A 25,233-nucleotide genomic window follows, 5' to 3' on the forward strand; every position below is an offset into this window, starting at 1 on the left:
GTGCCTCGGTGGGCGCCGAAAGCTTTAGCACCGCTCCGAGGAAAAATGGTGACGCTGTCGAAGGGCAGCTTCTCTTAATTTCGACCTGAAAACCGCCGGTCCGCTTTCGGCCACTTTGCGCTCCGATCAACGCCTGAGGCGCGAGACAATCAGGTCCGGGTCAGCATAGGCGAGTAGCCGTCCATGGTTCGGCAGTATTTCAAACTCGCCTTGGGGTAGTAGCTCACGCCAGTAAGCGAGGGCGTCGGCGGGATCGGAAAGGGTATCGTGCCCGCCGACGAGAATCGACCAGCCGGAGCCGTCGACGGGATATTCGAACGTCTTGCCGCGGGCAAAATAAAGCTGTTCGCGTACATAGCCCTCGAGCCGCCCGGTGGCGAACATTCGGACGGCGCGGTAATAATCGTCAACGACATCATCATCGGCCAGCAGGGCCTCGTCCGGCGGGCTGCCGCGCATCGATTTGAGCAGCACCTTCCCGAGATAGTCGCGCGTCATCGCCCGCGCGATAAGCCGGGCGGCGGGAAGGATCAGCCCGGGGCGGCGCTGATAGGCTTCCTTGAACGAACCGAGCACGCCCCACCGGCGCTCGTCGCGCGAAGATATGGGGTCGGGATTGACGAGGACGACCTTTCCGCAGCGGTCTGGATAAAGTCCCGCGAACGCGACTGCGGCCTGTGCGCCGCCGCGCCCGATGACGTCGATCTGGCCTATGCGCAGCTTGTCGAGCACGAGCGCCATGTCGTGCGCGGCGTCGGCGAAGACATCCTGTTCATCTGTCCCGACAGCTGGCGCGCTCGGATCGGTCATACCGAAGCCGGGACGGTCGATAGTGATCACCCGATAGTCTGCGCTCACCAGCCGGGCGACCAGCTGCCGGGGCGGGTGCCGCGTCGTCATGCTGCTGTGGAGGATGACAACCGGCCGGCCTTTGGGACGGCCATATTCGGAGATAGCAATTCGCCGCCCGCCCGCGGTATGGACGAAGCGGAGCGGCTCGGAACTGCCGTCGATCCAGCCGATGCGGCTGTGGCTTGCGGACGTCAGCGCCTGCATGACGGTTGCGACGCTGATCAAGCGGACCATGTCGGCCGCGCCCGACACGCCCAGGATCTGGAAGAGGATGTCGGCCTGCTTTTTCACCGTGGCTTCGGAAATTTCCATGGCGCGGGCGGTTTCGGCGCGGGTAAGCCCCTGCGCCAGCAGCATCGCGATCTGCGTCTGTCGCGGCTTCAGTCCCCAGCGATCGACGAGTATCGCCGGCGCCTCCTCGCCTGTCTGAAAAATGCCGAAGGCGAGGAGCGAAAGGCTGTGCAGCAAACCGGGCAACCGCCGGGCGCCGACCTTGGCGAGCGCGGACGACATGGCCTCGCGTGCGGTCGCATAACTTACGCGCGCAGCAAGCGCGCCGTCGCGGATACTGCCTGCTTTCAGCGTCGCTTCGGTCACGCGCGTCTCGAGGCCCGTCATCGCGAACGCCTTGCAGGCGCGCCGCAACGGCCGTTCAGGCGTCGCCGGCGTGGCGATGACCAGAGCTCGGTCTTCGGATTTGTCCGTGAGTGCGTTCGCGATGACATCGGGCAGGTCCCACGTCATTGCCTCCCGGCCGGGTACATAGATCAGCGACGGCAGCCCCACCGGTCCGCTTCCGAAGGGCTCGACCCGAACCTCCGCCTGTAGCTGGGCAGCTTCCGCCGCATCCCAGTCGATGTGGCGCGCGATATCCGGAAAGTCGAAGCCGGTCGACGCGAGAAGTTGCCGGGAGCCCAGTGCGGCGACTGCCAGATGCAGTGCTTCGCTGTCGACCAGCGAAGTTGCCGTAAACGCGTGCGCAGCGTCGAGCCCGTGAAAATAGGCTTCGAGCGCGTCGGGCTCCGCTCGGGCCCGATCGAGCAGCCGCTCGGGCTCGCTCAGCCAATCGAGCGCATAATCGGCATCCGCCGGTCTCGTCCCCTCATTCGAATCGCTGCGTGGCATCGGTCTTTCGATAGCGAGAGGGCCGATACCCTACAAATGGGGATATGCGTAGCCAGCCGCCCGCGGCATTTAGTCCCGAAATGAGTGGCTTGTAGAGGGGTATGGGAAAAGTCGGGACGATAGGCGCAGGCGTATTGGTTTCGCTGACGGGCGCAGTCACCGCCGGCGGGGGCGCGGCGGCTGCGGGCGAGGGAACAGCGATCTTCTATTGGTGCAACGCCCGGCCTGCCGCCCCCGACATGATCGTGCGGCAATCGCGCATCTATCGTGCGCATCTGCCGCTCGACGGGTTTCCCGATGCCGGAGGCGCGCGTGCTGCGTTCCAACGCGACCTGGAACGCAGCAGTGTCACCGGCATCGGGATCCTCAACTGCCTTGGTCCCTTCGACACTCGCCGCGAAGGGGTCGCCGACCGCCTGCGCAAGGCTGAAATCGCGCGGATCAAGGGCTGGACGGTGATTTCCGCCAATGGAGGAGTTGAACGATGAATATGGGCAAGCGCTGTTTATTCCTGATGGCTGCCATTGCAGCAGTGAATCCGGCGGCCGCCATGGCGCAGACCGGCTTCTCGAAATGGTATTTCCAGGACGAGAGCGACGGCGTCGAGGTCTATTACGCCGTCAAGGTGGACCGCGACGAAATCAGGGTGGCGTGGAAATGCGTCAACACCGGGTCCGAGACGCGCGCCTGCTCGATCGGTGCCGGCGGCGACAAGACCTATCTCTGCCGCCGTGATGGCGTCGGCGCGGGGGTGACATCGTCGCTGGGCGAGCGAGCGACGGTCGGCGCTGGACGTGAATATGTGTTCCCGTCCGACTTTGCATGCCGCGGCAAAGCCGCGAACGAGGTGCAGCCTTCGGTACGGATCTCGATCGAGCGCTGACCGGCAAGCGCTGCAAAATCATTCGATCGATTGTCGGGGGACATCAATATTATGGAAATACGCATTCCTTCAGCGGCGATGGTGCTGGTTGGCGCTCTTGTGGCAGCAATGCCGCCCGGCGCGGCGCCTGCGGCCGCGCAATCCGTTGTTGCTACAAGCGACGCCTGGGGCATCGCCAAGGCGCAATGGGTCCGGCTCCCAGCACCCGAACTCAGGCGGCTGGCGGGGCTTCCAGCGTCGGCGCCGCAGCTACTTGCGGCTGCCGAGCGAGGCGACGCGCATGCGATGGCCCTCATCTCCAGTGCCTATGCCACCGGGGCGGGGGTGCCCAAGGACCCGTCCCAGGCGTTTCGCTGGGCGCAGCGCGCCGCCGACACGGGTCTTCCCTTTGGCCTCCACGCGCTCGCTCTCGACTATTTCTATGGCACCGGCGTCGCTGTCGATCACGGCCGATATCTCGATATTCTGCGCAAGGCGGCCGATGCGGGATCGATCCTGGCAGCCTCGGAATATTCGCAGGCGCTTTTCGTTGGCGCGATTACGCCCAAGAATTTCGCTGCGGCGAAGCCCTATGCCAAGATCGGAGCCGAGGGCGGCGATGCGAAGAGCAAGATGCTCTATGGCACGCTGCTCTTCGATCGCTCGATACCCGGCGCGGATCCCGTTGAAGCTGCAAAATGGATTCGTGCCTCGGCCAGTGACGGCTTTCCCTTCGCGCAGCAGGCGGCCCGCGCTCTCGCGCTGCAGGAGGAGTTTTCCGAGAGCTCGGCAAAGCTCTTCGTTTCGAACTTCGGCAATGCGCTCGTCGGCGCCCATACCCTGTCGGCGCGGCCCGAGGACCCCTGCGTGACCCGCATCGTCGTCGACCACAACGGGACGACGGGCGTGTTTCTCGTGAACTGGCAAGAAACCTCAGTCGCCACCGCCGGCGACAGCTTCCTCAACCTGACGGGCGCCATCCTCAACGGAACCGATCCTAAAGGCGGCGATGTCCGCACCAGCTTCGGACTGTCGCTGCATCGGGATCAGCTGGACGTGCCCGAGGAGCGCGATCGCGTGGCTATGCTGGGCGACACGGCGCGAGCTCTGTCCGCCACATGCCGAACGCTTTGAAAATGGGATCGGTAGGAAAATGGCCTTTCGGATGAAATATTTTGCGGCCGTCGCAGTCTCGCTGACCGCATTGACCTCCGCGCCCGTCGCTATCGGGCAAGCGCAAACGCAGGAAAATGCCGTTCGCTTCCTGAACCTGTTCGCGTCGCAGAACCCGATCCCGATTGGATTCACGGCGCGTTTCGATCGACTGGACGCCATGCAACGGCTTCAACTGGCGGTTCCGGGTACGAGGCTGGTCGGGGCCAGCACATTTGATCAAGAAGCGCCCTGTGTCACCGATATCAAGACCTCCGACGGCAAAACCACCTATCTCCACTGGGCGAAGTCTGAAGTCTATTTCTGGCCGCGCTCGGGTTGGTCGGAGGCGCTGCTCGCCTCCGGCTACGGCCCTTCGGTCAGGACGATGATCGAAGTCCGCCGCCTTGACCAAGGCTTCAGCGACGTGTTCTGGCCGGCCGACGAGGCGCAGGGAGCACGGTTTTTCAAGGCGATGCAATTTCTCAGAGACAGCTGCGATCCGATGAAGGCCACGGGCTTTTAGCTTCATCATCACGAGAGGGAAAATGATGCGAACTGCGACTTTAATGATAGCTCTGATGCTTGCAGCAGCGCCTGCTACCGCCCAGACGGTGCCGGACTTGCCGGCGGATCCCGTCAAGGCGATCGACGGCGAGTGGTACGGCGTCGATCACAAGCTGAGGCTATCGGTGGTGAATGGCGTCGTCACGGTGGTGGAAAACGATACGGCGGACCTCCATCTGAAGAAGATCACGGCTCCCGCGGGAACGGTCATCGCGCGTCTCACCGGCGCCGAGGCGACCGGACCGAAATCAGCGCGGTTCGTGGGGCAATGTCTCGAGCTGATCGATACCTCGCGTTCGCAGATGCTCCCGTGTCCGACCCACGCCTTCGTGCAGTCTGCGGCCTATGGCGGCAAGCCCGGACTGATGCTTCATTTCTGGACTGCGGACTTCCTTCGCAAGGATAATATTCCGTCCTACCAGTGGCAGTACCGCAAGTAGCGCTCGGCCAGAGGTAGTACGCACCCGTGAGGCATCGGCTGCGGCTAAAATTTATGCCAAAGGCCCCGCACAGCTTCCGGGGGAGGGCGGCATATTGATTGGGGGTCGGATGACGAGGGTTTTTATGCCGCAGCAGCGATGTCGAACGGCACCGCGCGTGAGAGTTCCGGCGGTGCGATGCGCGCTGTTGCCCGTCGCCGCGCTGCTTCTCGTCGCGGGCGGCGAATCGATGGCCGGGGCAGCCGATGCCCCTCCTCCCCATGCAGGCAGCCAGGTCGAGCGCGACGACGGGGCAGCGCGGCTGGCGGCCCAAGCCATCGATGCGGGCCACCCGGCCGAGGCCGCCGGCATCCTTGAGACCCTGGTGGCGCCGCGGCATCATATGCTCACGATAGGGCCCGGCTGGCATCGCGATCTCGCGCGCGCCTATGCGGCGCTCGGGCTGATCGACGGGGCGCAGGGACAATATCGGCTCGCTTTGGCCGGGACGGCGGGCGACGAAGGCGCGGCCGGCGAAGAGCTTGCCGCGCTCATTGCCCGAGCGGGGCGGGCAGACGTCGTGCCGGACACGCTGGGGCCAAATGGAGCCAAATATTTCGATCTCCGCTGGGTCGATCGTGGCAACGCGACGATCGATTTCGTCACCGCCTTTGTGCTGCCGCAGGATGATGCCGACGGTGGGGCGTTCACGACGGCGACCTACCGCGCCGACTGTGCCGCGCAGAAGACACAGTTGCTCGGCGGCGCGGCCTTTTCGGCCGCGGGCAAGAGGCTGCGATCGTTCGGCGAGGGCGAGGCAGCAAGGCCCGCCAACGACCTCGCAAACCATAGCCTGAGAATGATCTGCCGGCGCGATCCGGCCCTGCAGGTGAAGCGCGTGCCCTCGATCGATGGCCGCGCGCTGCTTACAAGCTACCGCGAGCAGCGTCTCCGGCGGACGGCCCCGCCGTCATCCCCAGGCGAGCGCGGCGCACGCGAGACGGCGTGCCGCGCGCACGTCGAGTTGTTCGTCGGTCAGCTCGCCGCCGACGGGCAGGTGTCGGGGCCGAGCTGGCAGGTCCGCGATTGGTGGGACATGCGCACCGAAGGTTTGCCCAAGGAACGACTCGCCGCGGCGACGTCGGCGGTGGCGGCGCTGGCTCGTGCCGATCCGGGCGCCGCGCGCGCTTTCCAACAGGCCTGCGTGCAAGAAGCGCTGGCGGGCGGAGCCGTGCCCGGACTGTAGCCGTCTACCGAAGCCGGACTTGACGACGCCGGACGTGAAATCATTCCCCCGTGCAAAGACAAGAATTCGCGCCGCGTTCCAAACGTCTGCTTCTCTCAATTTAGGCCTTAAAGCCGCCTGGCCGAAATCGGCCAGTATGTACGACTTGGTTGTCCCATTTTGAGCATCGCGTCCTTGACGGTGCTGCCCGCGAGCGCCCCAGCCGCAGCGAGAGGAAAGCGTTTCCGACGAAGAACTCCGAAACCCCCACGACGGTGCTGAAGGCAACCATTGCGCACGTGGCTAGGAATCGATGCTGCCATTGAATACGGAGCCCAATCGGAAAATTCTGCCGTTCGTGCCGCTCTCGCTCAACGTAAGGTGCAGCAAAACGTGCCACGCGAATGCGCTTCTCGGTCCGCCAGACGTGGTCTTTCGCATTTTATCTGCGGACGAAGCAAAACGTGGTCCGTCCCGGTTTTAAATCCCACAGTCGAGCGCAGCGAAAGAGTTGGAAATTTAACCTATGGTTAACTTTTTGAGCGCTTATTTCCGTTTTAGATATTCAGATAAATTGAGGAAATCGGACCGGTATAAATAGGCTGCCTTGGGAGATTGAAGATGGCGCAGGGTAAACTTGTCGACTATGTGTTGATCAACAAAGTATCTGCGCGCCAGATATCTTCTGCCGGCAATCGAATTGACCTGAAGTCTCCAACGATCGTGAAAGTCTTCTCGCGCCGTGAAGACGTCAAAGAAATCGTACGCGACGGCGATGACGTGATCGTGCGGTTTGACAACGGCGATGTTCTTACGATCGAGAATTTCTTCCTGGAAGATGGCGAATTTCCAAACGATCTCGTTTTCGAGGACAGGGATAGCGGCGGGCTGTGGCACTGGGCTCCCACCGGCGCCAGCGTCGACGGCCTGGTCCCGTTACAGTCCGTTGAATCGCTATTGATTGCCGAAGAAGGCAATTCGATCGCACCGATCTTGCTGGGCGCGGGCGCGCTTGCAGGCTTGGCAGCGGTCGCCGCAGGCGGCGGTGGGGGCGGCGGCAATGACGGCCCCGGCAATGGCGGGAGCACCAACAGAGCTCCCGTTGCCGTAGATGATACCGCGAGCGCGACCGAAGACACGCCGTTCAGTTCGACGGTTCGACTGCTTGCCAATGACACCGATGCCGATGGCGACACGCTGACCGTCGTGGCCCGAACCTTTGCGACGGCGCAGGGTGGCAGCGTTACGATCAACGCCGATGGCAGTTACGTCTACACGCCGGCCGCCAATTTCAACGGGGCGGACAGTTTCAACTACACCGTAAACGACGGAAAGGGCGGGAGCGATATCGGCACCGTGACGCTGACCGTCGCTGCAGTCAATGACGCGCCAACAGCGGGACCAGACTCCGCCACGACGTCCGAAGACACCGCCGTGGTCATCAATGTTTTGGCCAATGACAATGATGTCGAGGGTGGCACTTTGGCGGTGACAGCCGCGACCGCGCCGAATGGCACGGTGACGATTAATCCCGTGACCGGGGCGCTGACTTATACCCCGAATGCGAATTTCAACGGCAGCGATACGATCACCTATACGCTCAGCGATGGAAATGGCGGCACCAGCACCGGGACCGTGACGATCACCGTCACGGCGGTCAATGACGCGCCGGTGGCAGGAGCCGATACGGCGTCGACGCCCGAAGACACGCCTGTCGTGATCGATGTACTGGCGAATGACAGCGATGCCGAAGGCGGCGCATTGACGGTAACCGCCGCTACTTCGCCCAATGGCACAGTCACGATCGATCCCGTGACGGGCGCACTGACCTACACTCCCAACCCCGATTTCAGCGGCAGCGATACGATCAGTTACACGGTGAGCGACGGCGCGGGTGGCACGAGCACTGGGACAGTTGTGGTCACAGTATCACCAGTGGCGGACACGCCCATCGCGGTCGACGACGTCGTTACAGTTACCGAGGACACGCCATTCAGCTCCACCATAAGCCTGATCGCGAATGATACCGACGGCGATGGCGATCTATTGACGGCGGTCGCCGGCACCTTCGCGACGGCGCAGGGCGGCAGCGTTACGATCGCTGCCGACGGCAGCTATATTTACACCCCCGCCACGAACTTCAACGGCACCGACAGCTTCACTTACACCGTGTCCGACGGCACCTTGACCGATACCGGCACGATGACGCTGACCGTGACGGCGGTGAATGACGTTCCGGTCGCCGGGGCTGACACCGCCGCGACGGCCGAAGACACGCCCGTGGTGATCGATGTTCTAGCCAATGATAGCGATGCCGAAGGCGGACCGCTGACGGTCACCGCGGCGACCGCTCCGAACGGAACGGTGACGATCGACCCGCTGACCGGAGCGCTGATTTACACCCCGAATGCGAACTTCAATGGTAGCGATACGATCACCTACAGCGTGAGCGACGGCGCCGGGGGCACGAGCACGGGAACGGTTGCGGTCACTGTGTTGCCTATCGCTGACGCGCCGGTCGCGGTCGATGACGCCGTGACGGTAACCGAAGACACGCCATTTAATTCGACCATAAGCTTGATCGCCAACGACGCCGATGGCGATGGGGACGCGCTGACGGCGGTAGCCGGAACCTTCGCGACGGCGCAGGGCGGCAGCGTCACGATCGCTGCCGACGGGAGTTATGTCTATACGCCTGCGGCGAACTTCAGCGGCACCGACAGCTTCATCTACACTGTGACCGATGGCTCGCTCGCTGACACCGGAACGGTGACCCTGACCGTGACGGCGGTGAATGACGCTCCGACGGCCGGGCCAGATTCGGCATCGACGGCCGAAGACACGGCGGTGGTGATCGATGTGCTCGCCAATGACAGCGATGCCGAGGGCGATCCGCTGACGGTTACGGCCGCCACCGCCGCCAATGGCGTCGTGACGATCGACCCGGTAACGGGTGCACTGACTTACACCCCGAACGCGGGCTTCAGCGGCAGCGATACGATCAGCTACACCGTGAGCGACGGCGGCGGAGGAACGAGCACGGGAAGCGTTGCAATCACGGTCTCGCCGGTCGCCGATGCGCCGATTGCAGTCGATGACACCGCGACGGTGACCGAGGATACGACTTTCAGCTCGGTCGTCAGCCTGATCGCCAACGACACCGATGGCGATGGGGACACGTTGACCGCAGTGGCGGGAACCTTCGCTACGGCGCAGGGCGGCAGCGTTACGATCGCCGCAGACGGCAGCTTTGTTTATACCCCTGCGGCGAACTTCAACGGCACAGACAGTTTCATCTATACCGTGACCGATGGTGCGCTCACTGACACCGGAACGGTGACGCTGACCGTCACGGCGGTGAATGACGTCCCTGTGGCAGGCGCCGATACAGCGTCGACCGCCGAAGATGTCCCGGTGGTGATCGATGTGCTGGCCAATGACAGCGACGCCGACGGCGATCCGTTGACGGTCACCGCTGCGACAGCAGCCAATGGTGTCGTGACGATCGACCCGGTCACTGGCGCGCTGACTTATACTCCCAATGCCAATTTTAGTGGCAGCGATACAATCAGCTACACGGTCAGCGACGGCGCTGGCGGAACGAGCACGGGAACGGTTACGGTCACCGTATCACCAGTGGCGGACTCGCCAGTCGCGGCCGATGATGTCGCGACCGTTACCGAGGACACGCCGTTCAGCTCGGTCGTCAGCCTGATCGCGAACGACACCGACGGCGATGGCGATACCTTGACCGCTGTCGCGGGCACCTTCGCGACGGCGCAGGGCGGCAGCGTCACGATCGCTGCCGATGGCAGCTATGTCTACACGCCCGCCGCGAACTTCAACGGAGCCGACAGCTTCATCTATACAGTCACTGACGGCGTGCTGACCGACACGGGCAGCGTGACGCTGACCGTGACGGCGGTGAATGATGTTCCGGTCGCAGGCGCCGACACCGCCGCGACGGCTGAAGACACGCCGGTGGTAATCGACGTGCTCGTCAATGACAGCGACGCCGATGGCGATCCGCTGACGGTTACCGCCGCTACCGCGGCCAACGGAAGTGTGACGATCGACCCGGTCACCAGCGCGCTGACCTATACTCCCAATTTGGGTTTCAGCGGCACCGATACGATCAGTTATACGGTGAGCGACGGCGCGGGTGGAACGGCTGCGGGGACGGCGATCATCGTCGTCTCGGCGGGCGCGGCCGCGCCGGTGGCCGTCGACGATGCGGTTAGCGTGACCGAAGATACACCGTTTACCTCTGCCGTGAGCCTGATTGCCAACGACAGCGATGCGAATGGCGACCCATTGACGGCTGTCGCCGGCACCTTTGCAACAGCGCAGGGCGGCAGTGTCACGATCGCTGCCGATGGCAGTTATGTCTATACGCCTGCCGCGAACTTCAGCGGCACCGACAGCTTCATTTACACGGTGACCGATGGCGTGTTGACCGACACCGGAACGGTGACCCTGACCGTGACGGCCGTCAATGACGCTCCGACGGCGGGCGCCGACACGGCGTCGACGGCCGAAGATGTCCCGGTGGTGATCGATGTGCTCGCCAATGACAGCGATGCCGATGGGGATCCGCTGACGGTAACGGCCGCCGCCGCAGCCAATGGCGTGGTGACGATCGACCCGGTCACTGGCGCGCTCACTTATACGCCGAACGCAAACTTCAGCGGCAGCGACACGATCAGCTACACGGTAAGCGACGGCAATGGTGGGACGAGCACTGGGACTGTTGCGGTGCTTGTGTCGCCGGTCGCCGATGCGCCGGTCGCCGTCGATGATGCCGTAACGGTGACCGAGGACACGCCGTTCAGCTCGGTCGTGAGCCTGATCGCGAACGACACCGATGGCGATGGCGACGCGCTGACGGCTGTCGCGGGGACCTTCGCGACCGCGCAAGGCGGAAGCGTCACGATCGCGGTCGATGGCAGCTATGTCTATACCCCGGCCGCGAACTTCAGCGGCACCGACAGTTTCATCTACACCTTAACCGATGGGGCGCTGACGGACACCGGAACAGTCACCCTGACCGTGACGGCAGCTAACGACGCTCCGGTGGTAGGCGCCGATACAGCGTCAACGGCCGAAGACACGCCGGTGGTAATCGACGTGCTCGCCAATGACAGCGACGCCGATGGCGATCCGCTGACGGTCACGGCCGCCACCGCGGCCAATGGCGTCGTGACGATCGATCCCGTTACGGGCGCGCTCACCTATACGCCGAACGCCAACTTCAATGGCAGCGACACGATCAGCTACACGGTGAGTGACGGCGCCGGCGGAACAAGCACGGGGACCGTCGCGGTCACTGTGTCGCCGGTCGCCGACGCGCCGGTCGCAGTCGATGATACCGGGGCGGTCACCGAAGACACGCCGTTCAGCTCGGTCGTTAGCCTGATCGCAAACGACTCGGACGCCGACGGCAATACATTGACGGCTGTCGCTGGCACCTTCGCGACGGCGCAGGGCGGCAGCGTCACGATCGCCGCCGATGGCAGCTATGTTTACACGCCCGCCGCGAACTTCAGCGGCACCGACAGCTTCACCTACACGGTGACCGACGGCGCGTTGACCGACACCGGAACGGTGACCCTGACAGTGAACGCCGTCAATGACGCTCCGGTAGCCGGCGCTGATACGGCGTCGACGGCCGAAGATACGCCGGTGGTGATCGACGTGCTGGCGAACGATAGCGATGCCGAAGGCGATCCGCTGACGGTCACTGTTGCCACAGCGGCCAATGGTGTGGTGACGATCGATCCGGTGACCGGCGCGCTGACCTATACGCCGAATGCAAACTTCAACGGCAGCGATACAATCAGCTACACGGTGAGCGACGGCAACGGCGGCATCAGCGTGGGTTCCGTAGCGGTCACGGTGGCGGCGGTGAATGACGCGCCAATCGTGTTCGACGCAGTCGCCGGCGTGGAGGAATCGGGCCTTCCCAATGGTTTGCTCGACGGAGGAGCATTGCCGGTTTCTCCATCGGCGGCCGGGACAATGTCGCTGACCGATGTAGACGGCGTCGTCGCGAGCGTGTCGGTGACGGGTCCAGCAGGCCTGACATCGAACGGAACGGCGATCACTTGGGCCGGGGCCTTCGTGGGCGGCGTCTATACACTTACGGGGACCGCGGGCGCATCAACAGTGGCAGTTCTTACGTTGAACACCTCCGGAGCCTATACATTCGACCTTGTAGCCCCGCTCGATCACCCCGGCATCGCCCAGGATATTCTCGCGCTGGGCTTCAACGTCACTGCAACCGACGATAGCGGCGCGTCGAGCGCCGGTGTGCTCACGGTCGAAGTTCTCGACGACGGCCCCATGGCCCAGCCGGCAGACCATGTCGCGGTTGGCGTACCGGGCGATGCTTCTGGCGACCTCGTCGTTGGCTATGGCGCCGACGGCGGCTACGTCCAATCGATCACCCTCGGCACCTATACCCTCGTCTTCGATCCCGCGAACGATGCTGTGACAGGCTCCGGAGTCCAAGGTGCGGTGGCGAGTTGGAACTTCGACCCTGTCAGCGATCAGCTCACGATCAATACCACTGCCGGCGAAACGATCGCGGTCGATATGGTGACCGGCGAATATAATTACGCCGCCCTTGCGACCGCCGCTTCGCAGGCGGCGGGGCCGGTGGTCAATGTCAATCCGTCGGCGAGCTTGCTCGGCCTTGGTAACGCCGACGCACTCGACCTGATCGGCATCGGAACCGACCAGATGCTGACCGCAGTCGATGCCAATAACGATATCTTGCAAGTGCAGGTCCGTGCGGAAGCGCTTCTGGGTGCAGGCCTGAGTCTTGGCACAAGCGCCGGCTATAATCTGGCATGGTCCGCCGCAATGGCCGCCGAGTTTGGCCTGACCGTTGTCGAAACCAACGATATTTTCGCGATCACGATCGGCATTCCGCCGCTCGCAATTACCGTCAATACGCAATCATTCTCCGGGCTGTCGATAACCTCAACCAACGGCCAGCCCGTCGACAACCTGCGCCTGAATGAATTTCTTGCGACCGTCTATGTCCAGCAAAGCGGTGGGCTCAATCTTGCAGCGCTCAATATTCTTCCGGACATCTCGATCACCGCAACGGATTCGCAGGCGAGCGTGGCAACGGATTCGGACAGCGACCTGCTCGGAACGAGCCTGCTCGACCCGGGTAACGATCCGTCAGGAATCTGGGAAGGCAACTCCGCCGCGAACAGTCAGACGGGTACCGCCGATGACGAACGCTTCTACGGTTATGCGGGCAATGACGACCTGAACGGCGGCGGCGGAAATGATCTGCTTCGCGGTGGTCTCGACATCGATATCCTGAACGGCGATGCCGGCAATGACATCATCGTTGGCGGCAAGGGAAATGATACGCTGACCGGTGGTTCCGGCAACGACCGATTTGTATGGGAGGCGGGCGACGAGGGAACGGCTGGCGCGGTCGCCCTGGACGTGATCACCGATTTCAATGGCGCGCCCGTCAGTGGGGGCGGGGATATTATCAACCTCGCCTCACTGCTGCAGGGGGAAGGCGCGGTCGGCAACATGGCGGGCAATCTCGCCAGCTATGTTCATTTTGAATTTGTTGGCGGGAACACCATCGTCTCGATCAGCGCGACTGGTGCGTTCGCGGGCGGCTTCAATGCGGCACTCGCGGATCAGCAGATTCAGCTGGCGGGCGTCGACCTGGTCGGCGGGCTCACGTCGCAGGCCGAAATCATCGGCAAGCTCCTGGCCGGCGGGAATCTGGTTGTCGACCAAGCGAACAGTGCTGCCCAAGCGAACGGCCTGACGACCATCGATGCCGTGATCGCGGATAACGACGGCGACACGACATCCACGTCCGTGTCGTTCGATAGCCGCACGCCCACCGTGACACCCGGCAATCAGGCACCGATCGTTCAGGCCACCGACGTCGATCTTCTGGGTCTGGTCGGTGTGAACGCTCTCGATGTTGTGGACCTCAGCCAACAGGCGATGATTGCGCTCGACCCGAATGGCAACCTTCAGCAGGTGGTTGTTTCCTACGCCGCCCTCGTCAGCCTCAATCTGGCGGATGCGGCATTGACGGCGTCCAGCGCCCTTGCCGCTGAACTCGGGCTTTCCTTTAAGGTTGTGAACACCCCTGGAGTCCTCGGCGTCGTCGGTCCGACATCGACGCTGACGATCACATCCGCCGACGGGAGGCTGATAGACAATTTTGCGGTGAATCAGTTGCTCGCGACGGTGCATCTCGAATCGAGCGTTAATTTGCTCAGCCTTCTGCCGCCAGCGAGCCTGGACGTCAGCGTTCTCGGCAGCTTCACCATTACCGCGACCGATTCAGACGGCACATCCGATACCGATCTGGTATCGACGCTCGCCAATGCGTCCGTCCTCGAAGGACTGTTGGGACCGGGCGGCAGCGACGATCTCGTTCTGGGCACCTCGGCGAATGACAATCTTGTCGCAACCGTTTCCGGAACCGCGTTCGAGCGGCTCTATGGTCTCGCTGGAGACGACACCCTCAACGGCGGGAGCGGGAACGACCTGCTGCTCGGCGGGTCTGGCGACGACGAACTGATCGGCGGAACTGGTAGCGACATCCTTGTCGACGGCGATGGGTCGGATATCTTCAACGCCGGTGACGGGAACGACATCCTCATCCTGTCGGGGCTCGATTTCCTGTCGATCGACGGCGGCGCTGGCAATGACACGCTCGTTCTCGACGGAATCGACCTCATCCTCGACGGCAGCAGCGCTATAACCGGAATGGAAGCGATTGATCTTGGTTATGACGAAGCGAGCAATATACTTGATGTTTCGGAAGCAGGCATATTGGCCGCGACCAGCGGCGGCATTTTGCAGGTCACCGGCGATGCCAACGATATCGTCAAGTTGAGCGGAGCATGGGCTGCCGGGGCGAGCCAGGACATCGGCGGTACGATCTACGACCAGTATATGCTGAATGGATCGACCGTGCTGATCGAGCAAGGGGTGCATGTAATCGCATAGTGCGCCCCACTCCGGCCGATCTCGCGTCCCCCACGTCTTACGCGGGATCGGCCGGACTCCTCGTTCGCTGTTTAACAATAAGTTCTATAATGCTGCGAGTTTCTGAGGCATGATTGGCAGGACGCCAGCAAAAGACGGCGCGGCAGGGGGATACGTGTTCAGGGAATCACGGCACTTAATATCGGCAGTGATGTTGACGCTGTCGAGCTTGCCTATGCTTACTCCCGCTGGCGCAGGTGCGCAGGAAGAACCGGCTCCGCTCCAAGGACCTCCATCCCAGACAGCCGCGAGCCTGGAAGCTGTGCCCTGGTTCGATCCGCAACTTCAGGAGTTGGCGGACCGCGCCGTATCGGACCATCCTTCGATTGCCGCCGCGAAAGCCAACGCCCGCGCCGCGGGGGCCGATCTCAGGGCATCGCGCTGGCAACGCTTTCCAAGCCTCGGGGTCGAGGGCCTCATCCTCGGCCAACGCAGCGATCGGGCGCAAGCCACCGTCACCGTCGAACAGCCGTTGTGGACGGGCGGCCGGATCAAAGGTTCGATCAGCAGAGCGAAGGCTGCCGAGCAGGCGGCGCTGGCGGGCTACGAACAGGCCGTGCTCGATATCGCGTTGCAGGTGGCGAGCGCCTATTATGAGTATTTCCGGGCAACGCAGCGCCGGGCCATTCTCGACAATAGCCTCGAGCAGCATCAGCGGCTCCTCGGGTCGATGGAGCGCCGGGTGGCGCAGGAAGTTAGCCCTCGGTCCGATCTCGAGCTCGTCCGCGCGCGCACTGCGCAAGTGTCGCAGCAGATCAATCTGACGGTTGCGCAGCAGCAATCGGCCGTTCAGCGCCTGCGCGAACTTGTGGGCGATCCGTTCTACATGGTCTCCTCACCCTATCGGGAAGCCGCCGATTTGCCGAAACTTGACCGCGACGCAATTGTCGCCGACGGCTTGACCTTTGATCCTAGTCTCCGCCGCGTGCGCCTTGAAGCCGAAGTGGCCGATGCCGACGCCCGGATCGCGAAGGCGCAGACGCTGCCTCAGCTAAACGCCCAATATGGCTATGGCGAGTTCAACGGTCATCAGGTCGGACTGGCTGTCCGGATGCAGATGGATGGCGGGCTTTCGCGCTTCGCTGCTGCCGATGCGGCGCGGCTGCGACAGGTGTCGAGCGAGGCGCGGATCGGAACCGCCGAACGCGAATTGCGCGATATTCTCGTCATCGACCATGTCGAATATGAATCGGCGTCGGCGAGGGCGGAGACGACGCGCTTCTCGGCCGAAGCGTCGCAGCGCGTGACCGAATCCTACATGCGCCAGTTCACCAGCGGCAGGCGTACGTGGCTCGACGTGATGAATGCGGTGCGCGAGAGCACGACCGCGCAGATCGACGCGCTCGACGCGCAAGTGAATATGCTCGTTTATCTGAGCCGGCTCATGATGCGGACGGGGCAGTGGCAACCGGCGGAACAGGCGGATAGCCAATGAGCCAGCCGTTTCTGGAGCTGGTCGAAACCCTCGCTCGGAGGCGCGGCGTTACGCTGGCGCCAGACTGGGCGGCGGGGGCTCCCGATGATCTGGAGCTCGATGATCGCGAAGCATCTTCCCGGCTCGCTTCGGCATTGGGCTGGCCGGAGCCGCAACGGGTAATGGCAAGGCCGCGCGCCAACGCCTTCCCTATGCTTGTCTTTACGCCGTCGGGCTGGGCGCTGGCCGAGCAATGGGAAACGCGCACGACGATCCGCGCGCTGGCGATGGGCGGGATCGAAGAGGTTGTCTGGGACCGGAACAGCCTTCTGGTCGAAATTCGCTTCCCTGCGAGGGCCGAACGACAGAGTTTTGGGCGGGCGCGAAGCATATTCTGGTCAGCCATCATGCGCCGCAAGCATATCTTGTTCGAGACTGTTGTCGCGACCGTCGTCGTCAACGCGCTCGCGCTCGCGACCTCGCTCTATTCGATGCAGGTCTATGACCGTGTCATTCCGCGCGGCGGCTTCGCGACGCTCTGGGTGCTGACGGCGGGGATCGGCTTTGCGCTACTCATCGACTTCATGATGCGCGTCATTCGCGCCTTGATGGTCGGGCGTGAAGCGATGGCGATCGATGCCGAAGTCTCCGAATATTTCTTCGATCGCATGCAGGCCGTTCGCCTCGACGCGCGGCCGCCGGGAATCGGAACGATGGCCGCCCAGCTGCGCGGGCTCGAGCAGGTGCGCCAGATTTTTTCGTCGGCGTCGATCTTCGTGATGGCGGACTTGCCGTTCGCGCTGCTTTTCCTCGTCGTGATGGGTGTGATCGGCGGCGTTGTCGTCGTCGTGCCGCTGGCGATCTTTGCGCTTTCACTTCTGCTCGCCGTCCTGTTTTCAAAGGGAATTCGCGAGCATGCCGACCGAACGCAGGTTACCGGCAATCGCAAGAACGGCCTTTTGGTTGAGGCGCTCGATGCCTCGGAAACGATCAAGGCCAACCGGGGCGGCTGGCATATGCTCGCTGCGTGGAACAATCTGATCGATGCGGTGAACAGCCATGATGTGAAAGTTCAGCGATGGTCGGTCTTCGCCAGCCAGACCTTCTCGTTTCTTCAGCAAATCGCTTATGTCGGCATCGTCGTGTGGGGCGCTTACCGCGTCAACCAAGGTGACATGACCATGGGCGGGCTGATTGCCTGCACGATCATCAGCGGCCGTATAAACGGCCCGCTCGTCGCGTCGCTGCCCGGGTTTGTGGTTCAATGGGGCTATGCTCGCGCATCGCTTCGCGCGCTGGATCAATTGCTGGCAATGCCGAGCGATCAGCCGCTCGATATGCAAAAAATCCGGCCGGACACGCTTGGATCGGCGTTGAAGGTCGAGAATATCGCGTTCGCGCATGGCGAATCGCGTTTCGGTCTGGTTGTGCCCAAATTGGAAATCGGGCCGGGCGAACGTGTCGGAATTATCGGGTCGGTCGGTGCTGGCAAATCGACCTTGCTGCGGCTGCTGGCCGGTCTCGTCCCGCCGCAAAAGGGGCATGTGCTGCTGGGCGGCATTGCGCTCGACCAGATCGCCGAAGACAGTCTCCGGCGCGAAATTTGCTATTTCCCGCAGGACTACCGGCTGGTTTCGGGGACTTTGCGCGACAATCTGACCATGGGTCTGTCGACGGTCTCGGACGATCGCCTCATGGAGGCCGCTTCGCGCACGGGCCTCGATGACCTGGTGCGAATGCATCCCAAAGGATTCGATCTTCCGATTTTCGAAGGCGGCGGCGGATTGTCGGGGGGACAGCGCACCATGGTGGGGCTGGCACGCGTATTCCTGTTGAGACCGCGTTTTCTGCTGCTCGACGAGCCGACGTCGAATCTCGACCAGGAGAATGAGGCGCGTGTTCTTGAATTTCTTGCGAAGGCAAGCGAGCCGTCAACGTCGATCGTCATCGTCACGCATAAACTGCAGTTTCTCGGCGCGATGTCGCGCTTGCTCGTCATGCAGGGGGGCAAGGTCGTACTCGACGGCGACACCGCGTCGGTGATCGATAAACTGCGCCGCGCGAAGGCGGCTTCCCCCATTCCGCATCCGCCGACTGGAACCGAAACATGAGGTTGCCAAAAATTTTTCAGCGATCCAGCATGGTCATCAACGTGACCGCGGTCGCATTGATCGGCCTGCTCATTTGGGCCGGCTGGGCGGAGATTGATCAGGTCAGCCGCGCCATGGGACAGGTCATTCCGGCGGGGCGAGTGCAGGTGATCCAGAGCGCAGACGGCGGCGTGATCGGCGAAATCCTCGTTCGCGAGGGCGATCGCGTCCGGCGTGGACAAAAGCTCGTCGTCCTTGACCCCGTCCGCATCCAGGCAGTCGTCGAAGAGTCGCGGGCGAAGGTCGCCAGTTATCGCACGGTCAAAAGCCGCATCGAGGCCGAGTTGTTCAATCGTCCGCTCGCTTTCACGGACGATGTGCAGGCGTTCCCGGAATTCGTGGCGAACCAACGACAGCTTTATAGCCGCCGGCGCACCGCGCAGGCTGAAGACATAGGCACATTACGCAACATGCAGGCGATCGCGCGCCGCGAACTCGAGATGAACATGCCGTTGCTCGAATTTGGCGACGTCAGCCGCAGCGAAATCATGCGCCTTCAACGGTCGGTTGCCGATATCGAGGGACAGATTGCCAATCGGCAGAATAAATATCTGCAGGACCTACAGGCCGAATATAGCCGGACCGAGGAAGAGCTTGTCGTCGCCGAGCAGACGCTAAAACAAAGGCAGGCCGCGCTGGATGCGGCCATCCTGTTCGCGCCCACCGACGGGGTGGTCAAGAATGTGCGCTTCACAACGATCGGTGCCGTTCTACGTCCCGGCGATGAAGTGCTGCAAATCGTCCCCACCGGCGACAAACTCATCATAGAAGCGAAGGTGTCTCCAGTAGATATCGCCTATTTGCGGGTCGGCCAGAACGCATCGGTGAAGTTCGATGCCTATGATTCCTCGATCTATGGCTCGGCCAACGGGCGGGTCACCTACATCAGTCCCGATACGCTGACCGAGCAGAAACCCTCTGGCGAGCAGATATTCTACCGCGTTAACGTCGCGGCCGACGCCCGTTCGCTACGCCCGAGGGTGGGTGAAAGGATCGAAATCCAGCCGGGTATGACCGCCACTGTCGAGATCAAGACTGGGAAAAACACGGTGCTGGGATATCTGTTGAAGCCGATATCAAAGACGTTCGGCGATTCTATGGGCGAACGTTAAGCCAGAAAGGCTGCTGCCTCCACGCATCTTCCCGGCATTCCACTTTATGCTTCGTTTCTTATTTTAGCCATGCTCGCGGTATTCTTCATGCGATCGTCCGGGAGATGAGGCGCTGCAACGCTTTAAATGAGCAGGAAGTGTGACCCGCTAAACATCTGTTCACGGCATTGCGGTAGCAATTCTTCTCGACACGCTTACGCGGAGCTTTGCAATGTTCGAGAAAGGAAAGATTCGGGTTGCGTCGGTCATCGGGCCGCTTGGCGAAGCTTTGACGCTCGACACCATACCGCCCGCCACGACAACCCGGTGGGTAAGCCGGCGCAAGGCTGAGGTGGTCGCCGCCATCAATGGAGGCCTGCTGACGATGGATGAAGCGTGCGAGCGCTATCGGCTTAGTGTGGAGGAACTGGCCTCTTGGCAGCAGGCGCTTGATCGGGCTGGGGTTCCGGGACTTCGTATCACAAAACTACAACATTATCGCGGGCGACGCGACGTCTAGTCGCGAGTTGCTCGGATTTACGATGCGATTGCCTTCCTCGCTCCGGCTTGCAGCGGCGCAGGTCTTGCCGTGCCCTGTGCATGTTTGAGGAGCAGCGCCGTCGTCGCATCGCGATCGACGGCCTCCGAATACAGATAGCCTTGACCGAGGTGACAGCCCGCAGTGCCGAGTTGACGCGCCTGGTCCTCGGTCTCGATCCCCTCGGCAATGACCCGGATATCAAGCTTTCTTGCGATCTGGAGGAGTCCCTCGACGATAGCCATGCTGGCGTCACCCGGTTCGAGGCGGGCAACGAAGCTCTTGTCGATCTTGATGATATCGACTGGTACCGTCAGCAGGTGCGTAAGGGACGCATAGCCGGTGCCGAAGTCGTCCAGGGCGACCAGCAGGCCCTTGGCGCGAAGCGCTTCGACCGCGCGTTGAACAAGACGATCGCCTTCGCCCATATAGACTGTTTCGGTTACTTCGAGAACCACATGCTCGAGCGGCACATTCTCTCGTTTGAATGCGTCGGCCAGAAGGCGGTCGAGCATTCCGCCGTGCATGTCCGCTGAAGAAACATTGATGCCGACATGCTGGAACGGAATGCCCATGTCGAGCCAGGCGCGGACATCCGCAGCGACGAGGGCCATCATCCGCGCCGTCATCGCCATCGCGACATGAACGTCGTTCGTCGCTTCCTGAAAATCGGCGGCGGCGACGACCCGGCTGCCGATGCGCATTCTGCATAGAGCTTCGAGCCCAACGATTTCACGCGTGTCGAGCCGCACCACAGGTTGGTAATAGGCGTCGATCCGATGATCGCGAAGCGCCGCATCGACATCTCGGATATTTCCGAGACGGCGCGTAATGTTTGTGCCGAGGCCGGGCCAGTAGCGCACGAAGCCTCCGCGTCCCGTTTCCTTCGCATGGTACAAAGCGAAGTCGGCGTTCTGGCGGACGCGCTCCGCGACCCGGTCGCCGGCGGACAGTGCGGCTCCGCCAATCGTCGCGCGCGGAATGATCATATGATCTGCGCATTGCGCGGGCTCGGCTAGCGCCGCTAAGATATCCTCGGCCGTCTTGTCGAGGTCAACCAGCGCCTCCGCAGATTGCAACACCGCTGCAAATTCATCGCCGCCGATCCGGAATGTGGGGTTCGGCGCGACTGCGGCGGCTATGCGTTGTCCCGCGACTTTGAGGAGGCAGTCGCCGGCATAATGGCCGAAGGTATCGTTGATGATCTTCAGATTATCGAGGTCGATGACGAACAGCGCCCAATCGCCCGGCGTGCCGCAATCGAGAGCCCCCAATGCGGCGTTGAAAGCCGCGCGGTTCGGAAGTTCGCTGAGTGCATCGGTGAAGGCGCGCTGACGATGCGCCCGAATCCGGCGTTCACGGTCGAGCGCGATGGCGCAAAGATGGACGCACTGGCGGACGATTTCGCGCTCGTCCTCGGTCGGCCCCCTGGATAGCCGATAGTAAAACGCAAACGTTCCGACGGGTTCGCCGGCAGCATCCAGGATCGGGCTCGACCAGCAGGCGCGGAGCCCGATCGGTAAGGCTAGATGTCGATAGTTAGCCCAGCGAGAATCAGTTTCGATGTCGGTCACCGTCACTTCCGACCGCAAATAGGCAGCGGTCCCGCACGACCCGGCGGTGGGGCCCATCTTGATACCTTCAAGCGCCGCCGAATAGTCGGAAGAAAGACTTGGGCCTGCCAGGGGATGAATAATGCCTGCGCCGTCGACTGTTAGGATCGAGCAAATCGCGCTCGGGACTAGCTTTTCAGCTTCGAGGCATAGCCGGGTGGCCGTGTCGGCCAGCGGATCGCCCTTGGCGATCATTTCAAGGATAATGTTTTGGAGCGCTAACACCATTTCCTCGCGGGAGGCGCCGGCCGTTGAGATGGGGTTCGGACCATGGCTAAAACTACATGGAGAGGGTTTAAGATTCACTTTCAAACCCGTCCGAAATGACATCGTTCCAGCCTCCGCATTTCTAAGAGGGCCATTCCCGCATACCCGCCGCTTTTGCTCGCCGAAGCGGACTTTTGGAACTTCCTGTGCCCTGTGGCGTTGTCAGCCTGAGGCTGGAATTTAAGGGGGATGCGGTGGCGGTAGTTCAGATTTCAACCGCCCGTGCGCATCGCGAGCGTATCAGCGAAGCTGCGAGCTGGATCGCCGCGAATGTACCGTGGACTGAAGATGGCGCCGACTGGCCAGCGTTCCGCGAGCGCTGGCCGGCCATGTCCCCGTCTGATATTGCCGAAATCGAAGCCGAGTTGCAGCACCGCGGCGAGATAATTTGCGCGAGCAATGTCGACTTGGACCGCATCTGTGAGACACTGTCTGGTCGTCCAGAATTGTGGAAGGCGGCAGCGTCTTGGCTCCTTGAGCACTTTCCTGAGGCCGAGATCTGCCATCCGGAATTTATCGCACGATACGGACGGCTGACGCGCGAAGAATTGCTGCTTGCCGCGATCGAGCATCGACGTATCCTTTGTTTCTCAGGCCCGCAGGCGGGGAGAAGCACTCATCGGTTCACGCACGCTCGGGCTTGATGCCCCGGTCCTGTGCTCGTCCGCGATCCGCATCGGTGCCCGATGAGGGAAGCCACAGGCAACGAACAATTCGTGCACTGTGTCTTGCCGTCGGGCAGTCCGTCCTTAGCATCGGAAAATGCTTGTGCTTTGCTCACTTCAAAGCAAGTCCCCTCCTGACGCCATATAGATGCTCTCTGCAGTGCGATAAGGCGGCGGCGATCCTCGCCCTGTGCTGGAACTGTGCGGATGTCGGCTTCTTGCGATTTGCGCCTAAAAGCGGACGGTCTCAAAGCGGCCAATGGTCGACTGTCAGGTCGCGGCTTTCTCACAGGACCTAAAAATCCTGATCGCCGGAAAACCATAAATAATCGCGCCGGTGGAGCAAGCTCCGCCGGCGCGCTGTCGTTTGAAGCGATCTAGATTCCCTGACCGCCCGATACCTCGATGCGCTGGGCATTGATCCACCGATTTGCCTCGGACAGCAGGCTGGCAACCATCGGCCCGATATCGTCGGGCATACCCACCCGGCCGAGCGCGGTCATGCCGGCGAACTGCTCGTTGAGATCTGGCGTGTCGCGCACCGCGCCGCCGAGAAAATCGGTTTCGATTGCGCCCGGCGCCACCGTGTTGACCGCAATGCCCCGCCCGCCGAGCTCCTTCGCGAGATAGACGCTGAGCACCTCGACGGCACCCTTGGCGGCCGAGTAGGCCGCAAAACCGGGAGCCGACACCCGGGTCAGACCGGAGGACAGGTTCACGATGCGCCCGCCGTCGGCGAGGAGCGGCAGCAGCGTCTGCGTCAGGAAGAAGACGCCCTTGAAGTGGACATTCACAAGCGCGTCGAACTGGGCCTCGGTGGTGTCGGCAATCATCGCGAACTCGCCGTGACCCGCATTGTTGACCAGGTGGTCGAAGTTGCTTCGCTGCCAGGTGTCACGAAGCGCAGCCTGCAGCCGGTCCGCAAAATCGCCGAAGCCAGCGACGGCTCCGCAGTCGAGCTGAAGCGCGACCGCCTTGCGGCCCATTGCCTGAATCTCCGCAACGACGGCGTCGGCATCGCTAGAACGGCTGTGGTAGGTACTGATGACATCGCCGCCGGCGCGGGCGATGCTGAGAGCGGTGTTGCGGCCGAGGCCCCGGCTAGCACCGGTAATGAGCGTGATCTTGGTCATGGTCGGTCTCCTGTGCCGTGAGTGGCCACACCGATATGCCGCAGCCGCACCCCGAGAGGTTGCCGGCACCTCGCTTATCTTTGCCTAATCCTCCAAAAGCGTGGCGACGGCTGGACTCCTGCGCTATACAGGCGGGCATGAACGACCTGCTCACTGCCGTCAGCCGATACGCCAATACCCATGCCGATGCGAACGGCGTCGCCGCCACCCCGATCGCGGGCATGTCGACCATTCGCGCAACCGCGCCCAGCGATCTCGTCTATGCGATTTCGCGCCCGCTGGTCGCGCTCGTGGTGCAGGGCAGCAAGCATGTCACCATGGGCACGACTGGATTCGCCTTTTCGGGAGGCGAATCGTTACTTATCGCCGCGGATGTCCCGACCGTCAGCCAGGTCACGCGGGCGAGCATCGCCGCGCCCTATTATTCGCTCGTGCTCGAACTCGACACCGCCATCGTGGCCGAGCTGGTTGCCGAGATGAAGCCGGGGCTGGTCCATGACCATGCCCGCGTGAGGGTCGACCCGACCGATACGGAAGTGGCCGACGCGGCCCTGCGGCTGATCCGCCTGCTCGATCGCCCGGCATCCATCCCGGTGCTCAAGGCGCAGCTCCTGCGCGAGATGCATTATTGGCTGCTGGTCGGCAGGCACGGGGCCGCGATACGCCACCTCGGCTGGCCCGATGGTCATGTCCAGCGTGTAGCCCGCGCTGTCGCCATCCTGCGCTCCGACTATGCAAGGCCGCTGCCGGTCGAGCGGCTGGCGGCCGCAGCAGGCATGAGTCCGTCCGCTTTCCATCAGCATTTTCGCGCCGTCACGTCGCTTTCTCCGCTCCAGTTCCAGAAGCATTTGCGGCTCGTCGAGGCCCGCAGGTTGATGCTGTCTGAAGGAAAGACTGCCAGCAACGCCGCCTTCGATGTGGGATATGAAAGCGTCTCCCAGTTCAACCGCGAATACAGCCGGATGTTCGGCCAGCCGCCGGTCAGAGACATAAGGCTGGCTCGCAGCAGGGCCGTCGCTGCCTGACGATCCAGAGAGATGCTAGTCTCTTCGAAGCCTTAGGAAGGCGCGGATGATGTAGCCGAGTCGTGTATCGCTATTCGATGAGGTCGG

General features: G+C 62.4%; 15 protein-coding genes and 2 pseudogenes. 13 read left to right on the forward strand and 4 right to left on the reverse strand.

Going from position 1 to position 25,233, the window contains the following annotated elements:
* Positions 1–126: 126 nt before the first annotated feature.
* The gene (locus AC3A43_RS03370) at positions 127–1,977 is read right to left on the reverse strand and encodes an alpha/beta fold hydrolase (protein WP_487791121.1); all 1,851 of its coding nucleotides are present in this window, start codon (positions 1,975–1,977) and stop codon (positions 127–129) included.
* Positions 1,978–2,111: 134 nt separating this feature from the next.
* Between AC3A43_RS03370 and AC3A43_RS03375 the strand changes: the two genes are divergently transcribed.
* The 12 genes and pseudogenes from AC3A43_RS03375 to sciP all read left to right on the forward strand — a co-directional run bounded on the left by AC3A43_RS03375 (position 2,112) and on the right by sciP (position 20,425).
* Positions 2,112–2,465, forward strand: coding sequence for a hypothetical protein (locus tag AC3A43_RS03375; RefSeq protein WP_487791122.1), 354 nt, complete (start codon positions 2,112–2,114; stop codon positions 2,463–2,465).
* Positions 2,462–2,860: a hypothetical protein gene (locus tag AC3A43_RS03380; RefSeq protein ID WP_487791123.1), complete on the forward strand. Its 399-nt coding sequence runs from the start codon at positions 2,462–2,464 to the stop codon at positions 2,858–2,860. The genes AC3A43_RS03375 and AC3A43_RS03380 overlap by 4 nt, the downstream gene beginning before the upstream one ends.
* 51 nt (positions 2,861–2,911) lie before the next feature.
* Complete coding sequence (locus AC3A43_RS03385) at positions 2,912–3,973, forward strand: tetratricopeptide repeat protein (protein ID WP_487791124.1); 1,062 nt, start codon at positions 2,912–2,914, stop codon at positions 3,971–3,973.
* 31 nt (positions 3,974–4,004) lie between these two features.
* Positions 4,005–4,517, forward strand: a complete 513-nt coding sequence (locus AC3A43_RS03390; protein WP_487791125.1) for a hypothetical protein — start codon at positions 4,005–4,007, stop codon at positions 4,515–4,517.
* Positions 4,518–4,572: 55 nt separating this feature from the next.
* A complete protein-coding gene (locus AC3A43_RS03395; RefSeq protein ID WP_487791126.1) occupies positions 4,573–4,998 on the forward strand; it encodes a hypothetical protein in 426 nt (141 codons plus the stop codon).
* Positions 4,999–5,155: 157 nt separating this feature from the next.
* The gene (locus tag AC3A43_RS03400; protein ID WP_487791127.1) at positions 5,156–6,223 is read left to right on the forward strand and encodes a hypothetical protein; all 1,068 of its coding nucleotides are present in this window, start codon (positions 5,156–5,158) and stop codon (positions 6,221–6,223) included.
* 600 nt (positions 6,224–6,823) lie between these two features.
* Positions 6,824–15,211, forward strand: coding sequence for an Ig-like domain-containing protein (locus tag AC3A43_RS03405; protein WP_487791128.1), 8,388 nt, complete (start codon positions 6,824–6,826; stop codon positions 15,209–15,211).
* A 301-nt stretch (positions 15,212–15,512) separates the two neighbouring features.
* On the forward strand, positions 15,513–16,685 hold the full coding sequence (locus AC3A43_RS03410) for a TolC family protein (protein WP_487791129.1): 1,173 nt from the start codon (positions 15,513–15,515) through the stop codon (positions 16,683–16,685).
* Between the two features lie 386 nt (positions 16,686–17,071).
* Positions 17,072–17,884, forward strand: a pseudogene (locus AC3A43_RS03415) (ABC transporter transmembrane domain-containing protein); the annotation flags it as partial.
* Positions 17,885–18,106: 222 nt separating this feature from the next.
* Positions 18,107–18,775: pseudogene (locus AC3A43_RS03420) on the forward strand (ATP-binding cassette domain-containing protein); the annotation flags it as partial.
* Positions 18,776–18,804: 29 nt separating this feature from the next.
* Entirely contained in the window at positions 18,805–19,926 is a 1,122-nt protein-coding gene (locus AC3A43_RS03425) for a beta-barrel domain-containing protein (RefSeq protein WP_487791130.1), read from the forward strand.
* A 211-nt stretch (positions 19,927–20,137) separates the two neighbouring features.
* Complete coding sequence (gene sciP / locus AC3A43_RS03430) at positions 20,138–20,425, forward strand: CtrA inhibitor SciP (RefSeq protein WP_487791131.1); 288 nt, start codon at positions 20,138–20,140, stop codon at positions 20,423–20,425.
* A gap of 17 nt (positions 20,426–20,442) precedes the next feature.
* On the opposite strand, the gene AC3A43_RS03435 is transcribed toward sciP, so the two are convergent.
* The 3 genes from AC3A43_RS03435 to AC3A43_RS03445 all read right to left on the reverse strand — a co-directional run bounded on the left by AC3A43_RS03435 (position 20,443) and on the right by AC3A43_RS03445 (position 24,121).
* Positions 20,443–22,386: a putative bifunctional diguanylate cyclase/phosphodiesterase gene (locus tag AC3A43_RS03435; RefSeq protein ID WP_487791132.1), complete on the reverse strand. Its 1,944-nt coding sequence runs from the start codon at positions 22,384–22,386 to the stop codon at positions 20,443–20,445.
* A gap of 149 nt (positions 22,387–22,535) precedes the next feature.
* The gene (locus tag AC3A43_RS03440; RefSeq protein WP_487791133.1) at positions 22,536–22,895 is read right to left on the reverse strand and encodes a hypothetical protein; all 360 of its coding nucleotides are present in this window, start codon (positions 22,893–22,895) and stop codon (positions 22,536–22,538) included.
* A 470-nt stretch (positions 22,896–23,365) separates the two neighbouring features.
* Positions 23,366–24,121: an SDR family oxidoreductase gene (locus tag AC3A43_RS03445; RefSeq protein WP_487791134.1), complete on the reverse strand. Its 756-nt coding sequence runs from the start codon at positions 24,119–24,121 to the stop codon at positions 23,366–23,368.
* A gap of 137 nt (positions 24,122–24,258) precedes the next feature.
* Here AC3A43_RS03445 and AC3A43_RS03450 point away from each other — a divergent pair, with 137 nt between their 5' ends.
* Complete coding sequence (locus AC3A43_RS03450; RefSeq protein WP_487791135.1) at positions 24,259–25,146, forward strand: AraC family transcriptional regulator; 888 nt, start codon at positions 24,259–24,261, stop codon at positions 25,144–25,146.
* Positions 25,147–25,233: the final 87 nt, after the last annotated feature.

Source organism: Sphingopyxis sp. Soil_C_28 (genome assembly GCF_057657055.1).

What these genes read in the sequence shown, in the direction of transcription:
- AC3A43_RS03370 (WP_487791121.1), bottom strand. Translation starts at nt 1,977, where the DNA reads ATGCCACGCAGCGATTCGAATGAGGGGACGAGACCGGCGGATGCCGAT.
- AC3A43_RS03380 (WP_487791123.1), top strand. Translation starts at nt 2,462, where the DNA reads ATGAATATGGGCAAGCGCTGTTTATTCCTGATGGCTGCCATTGCAGCA.
- AC3A43_RS03385 (WP_487791124.1), top strand. Translation starts at nt 2,912, where the DNA reads ATGGAAATACGCATTCCTTCAGCGGCGATGGTGCTGGTTGGCGCTCTT.
- AC3A43_RS03390 (WP_487791125.1), top strand. Translation starts at nt 4,005, where the DNA reads ATGAAATATTTTGCGGCCGTCGCAGTCTCGCTGACCGCATTGACCTCC.
- AC3A43_RS03395 (WP_487791126.1), top strand. Translation starts at nt 4,573, where the DNA reads ATGCTTGCAGCAGCGCCTGCTACCGCCCAGACGGTGCCGGACTTGCCG.
- AC3A43_RS03405 (WP_487791128.1), top strand. Translation starts at nt 6,824, where the DNA reads ATGGCGCAGGGTAAACTTGTCGACTATGTGTTGATCAACAAAGTATCT.
- AC3A43_RS03425 (WP_487791130.1), top strand. Translation starts at nt 18,805, where the DNA reads ATGGTCATCAACGTGACCGCGGTCGCATTGATCGGCCTGCTCATTTGG.
- sciP (WP_487791131.1), top strand. Translation starts at nt 20,138, where the DNA reads ATGTTCGAGAAAGGAAAGATTCGGGTTGCGTCGGTCATCGGGCCGCTT.
- AC3A43_RS03435 (WP_487791132.1), bottom strand. Translation starts at nt 22,386, where the DNA reads ATGTCATTTCGGACGGGTTTGAAAGTGAATCTTAAACCCTCTCCATGT.
- AC3A43_RS03440 (WP_487791133.1), bottom strand. Translation starts at nt 22,895, where the DNA reads ATGCTCGATCGCGGCAAGCAGCAATTCTTCGCGCGTCAGCCGTCCGTA.
- AC3A43_RS03445 (WP_487791134.1), bottom strand. Translation starts at nt 24,121, where the DNA reads ATGACCAAGATCACGCTCATTACCGGTGCTAGCCGGGGCCTCGGCCGC.
- AC3A43_RS03450 (WP_487791135.1), top strand. Translation starts at nt 24,259, where the DNA reads ATGAACGACCTGCTCACTGCCGTCAGCCGATACGCCAATACCCATGCC.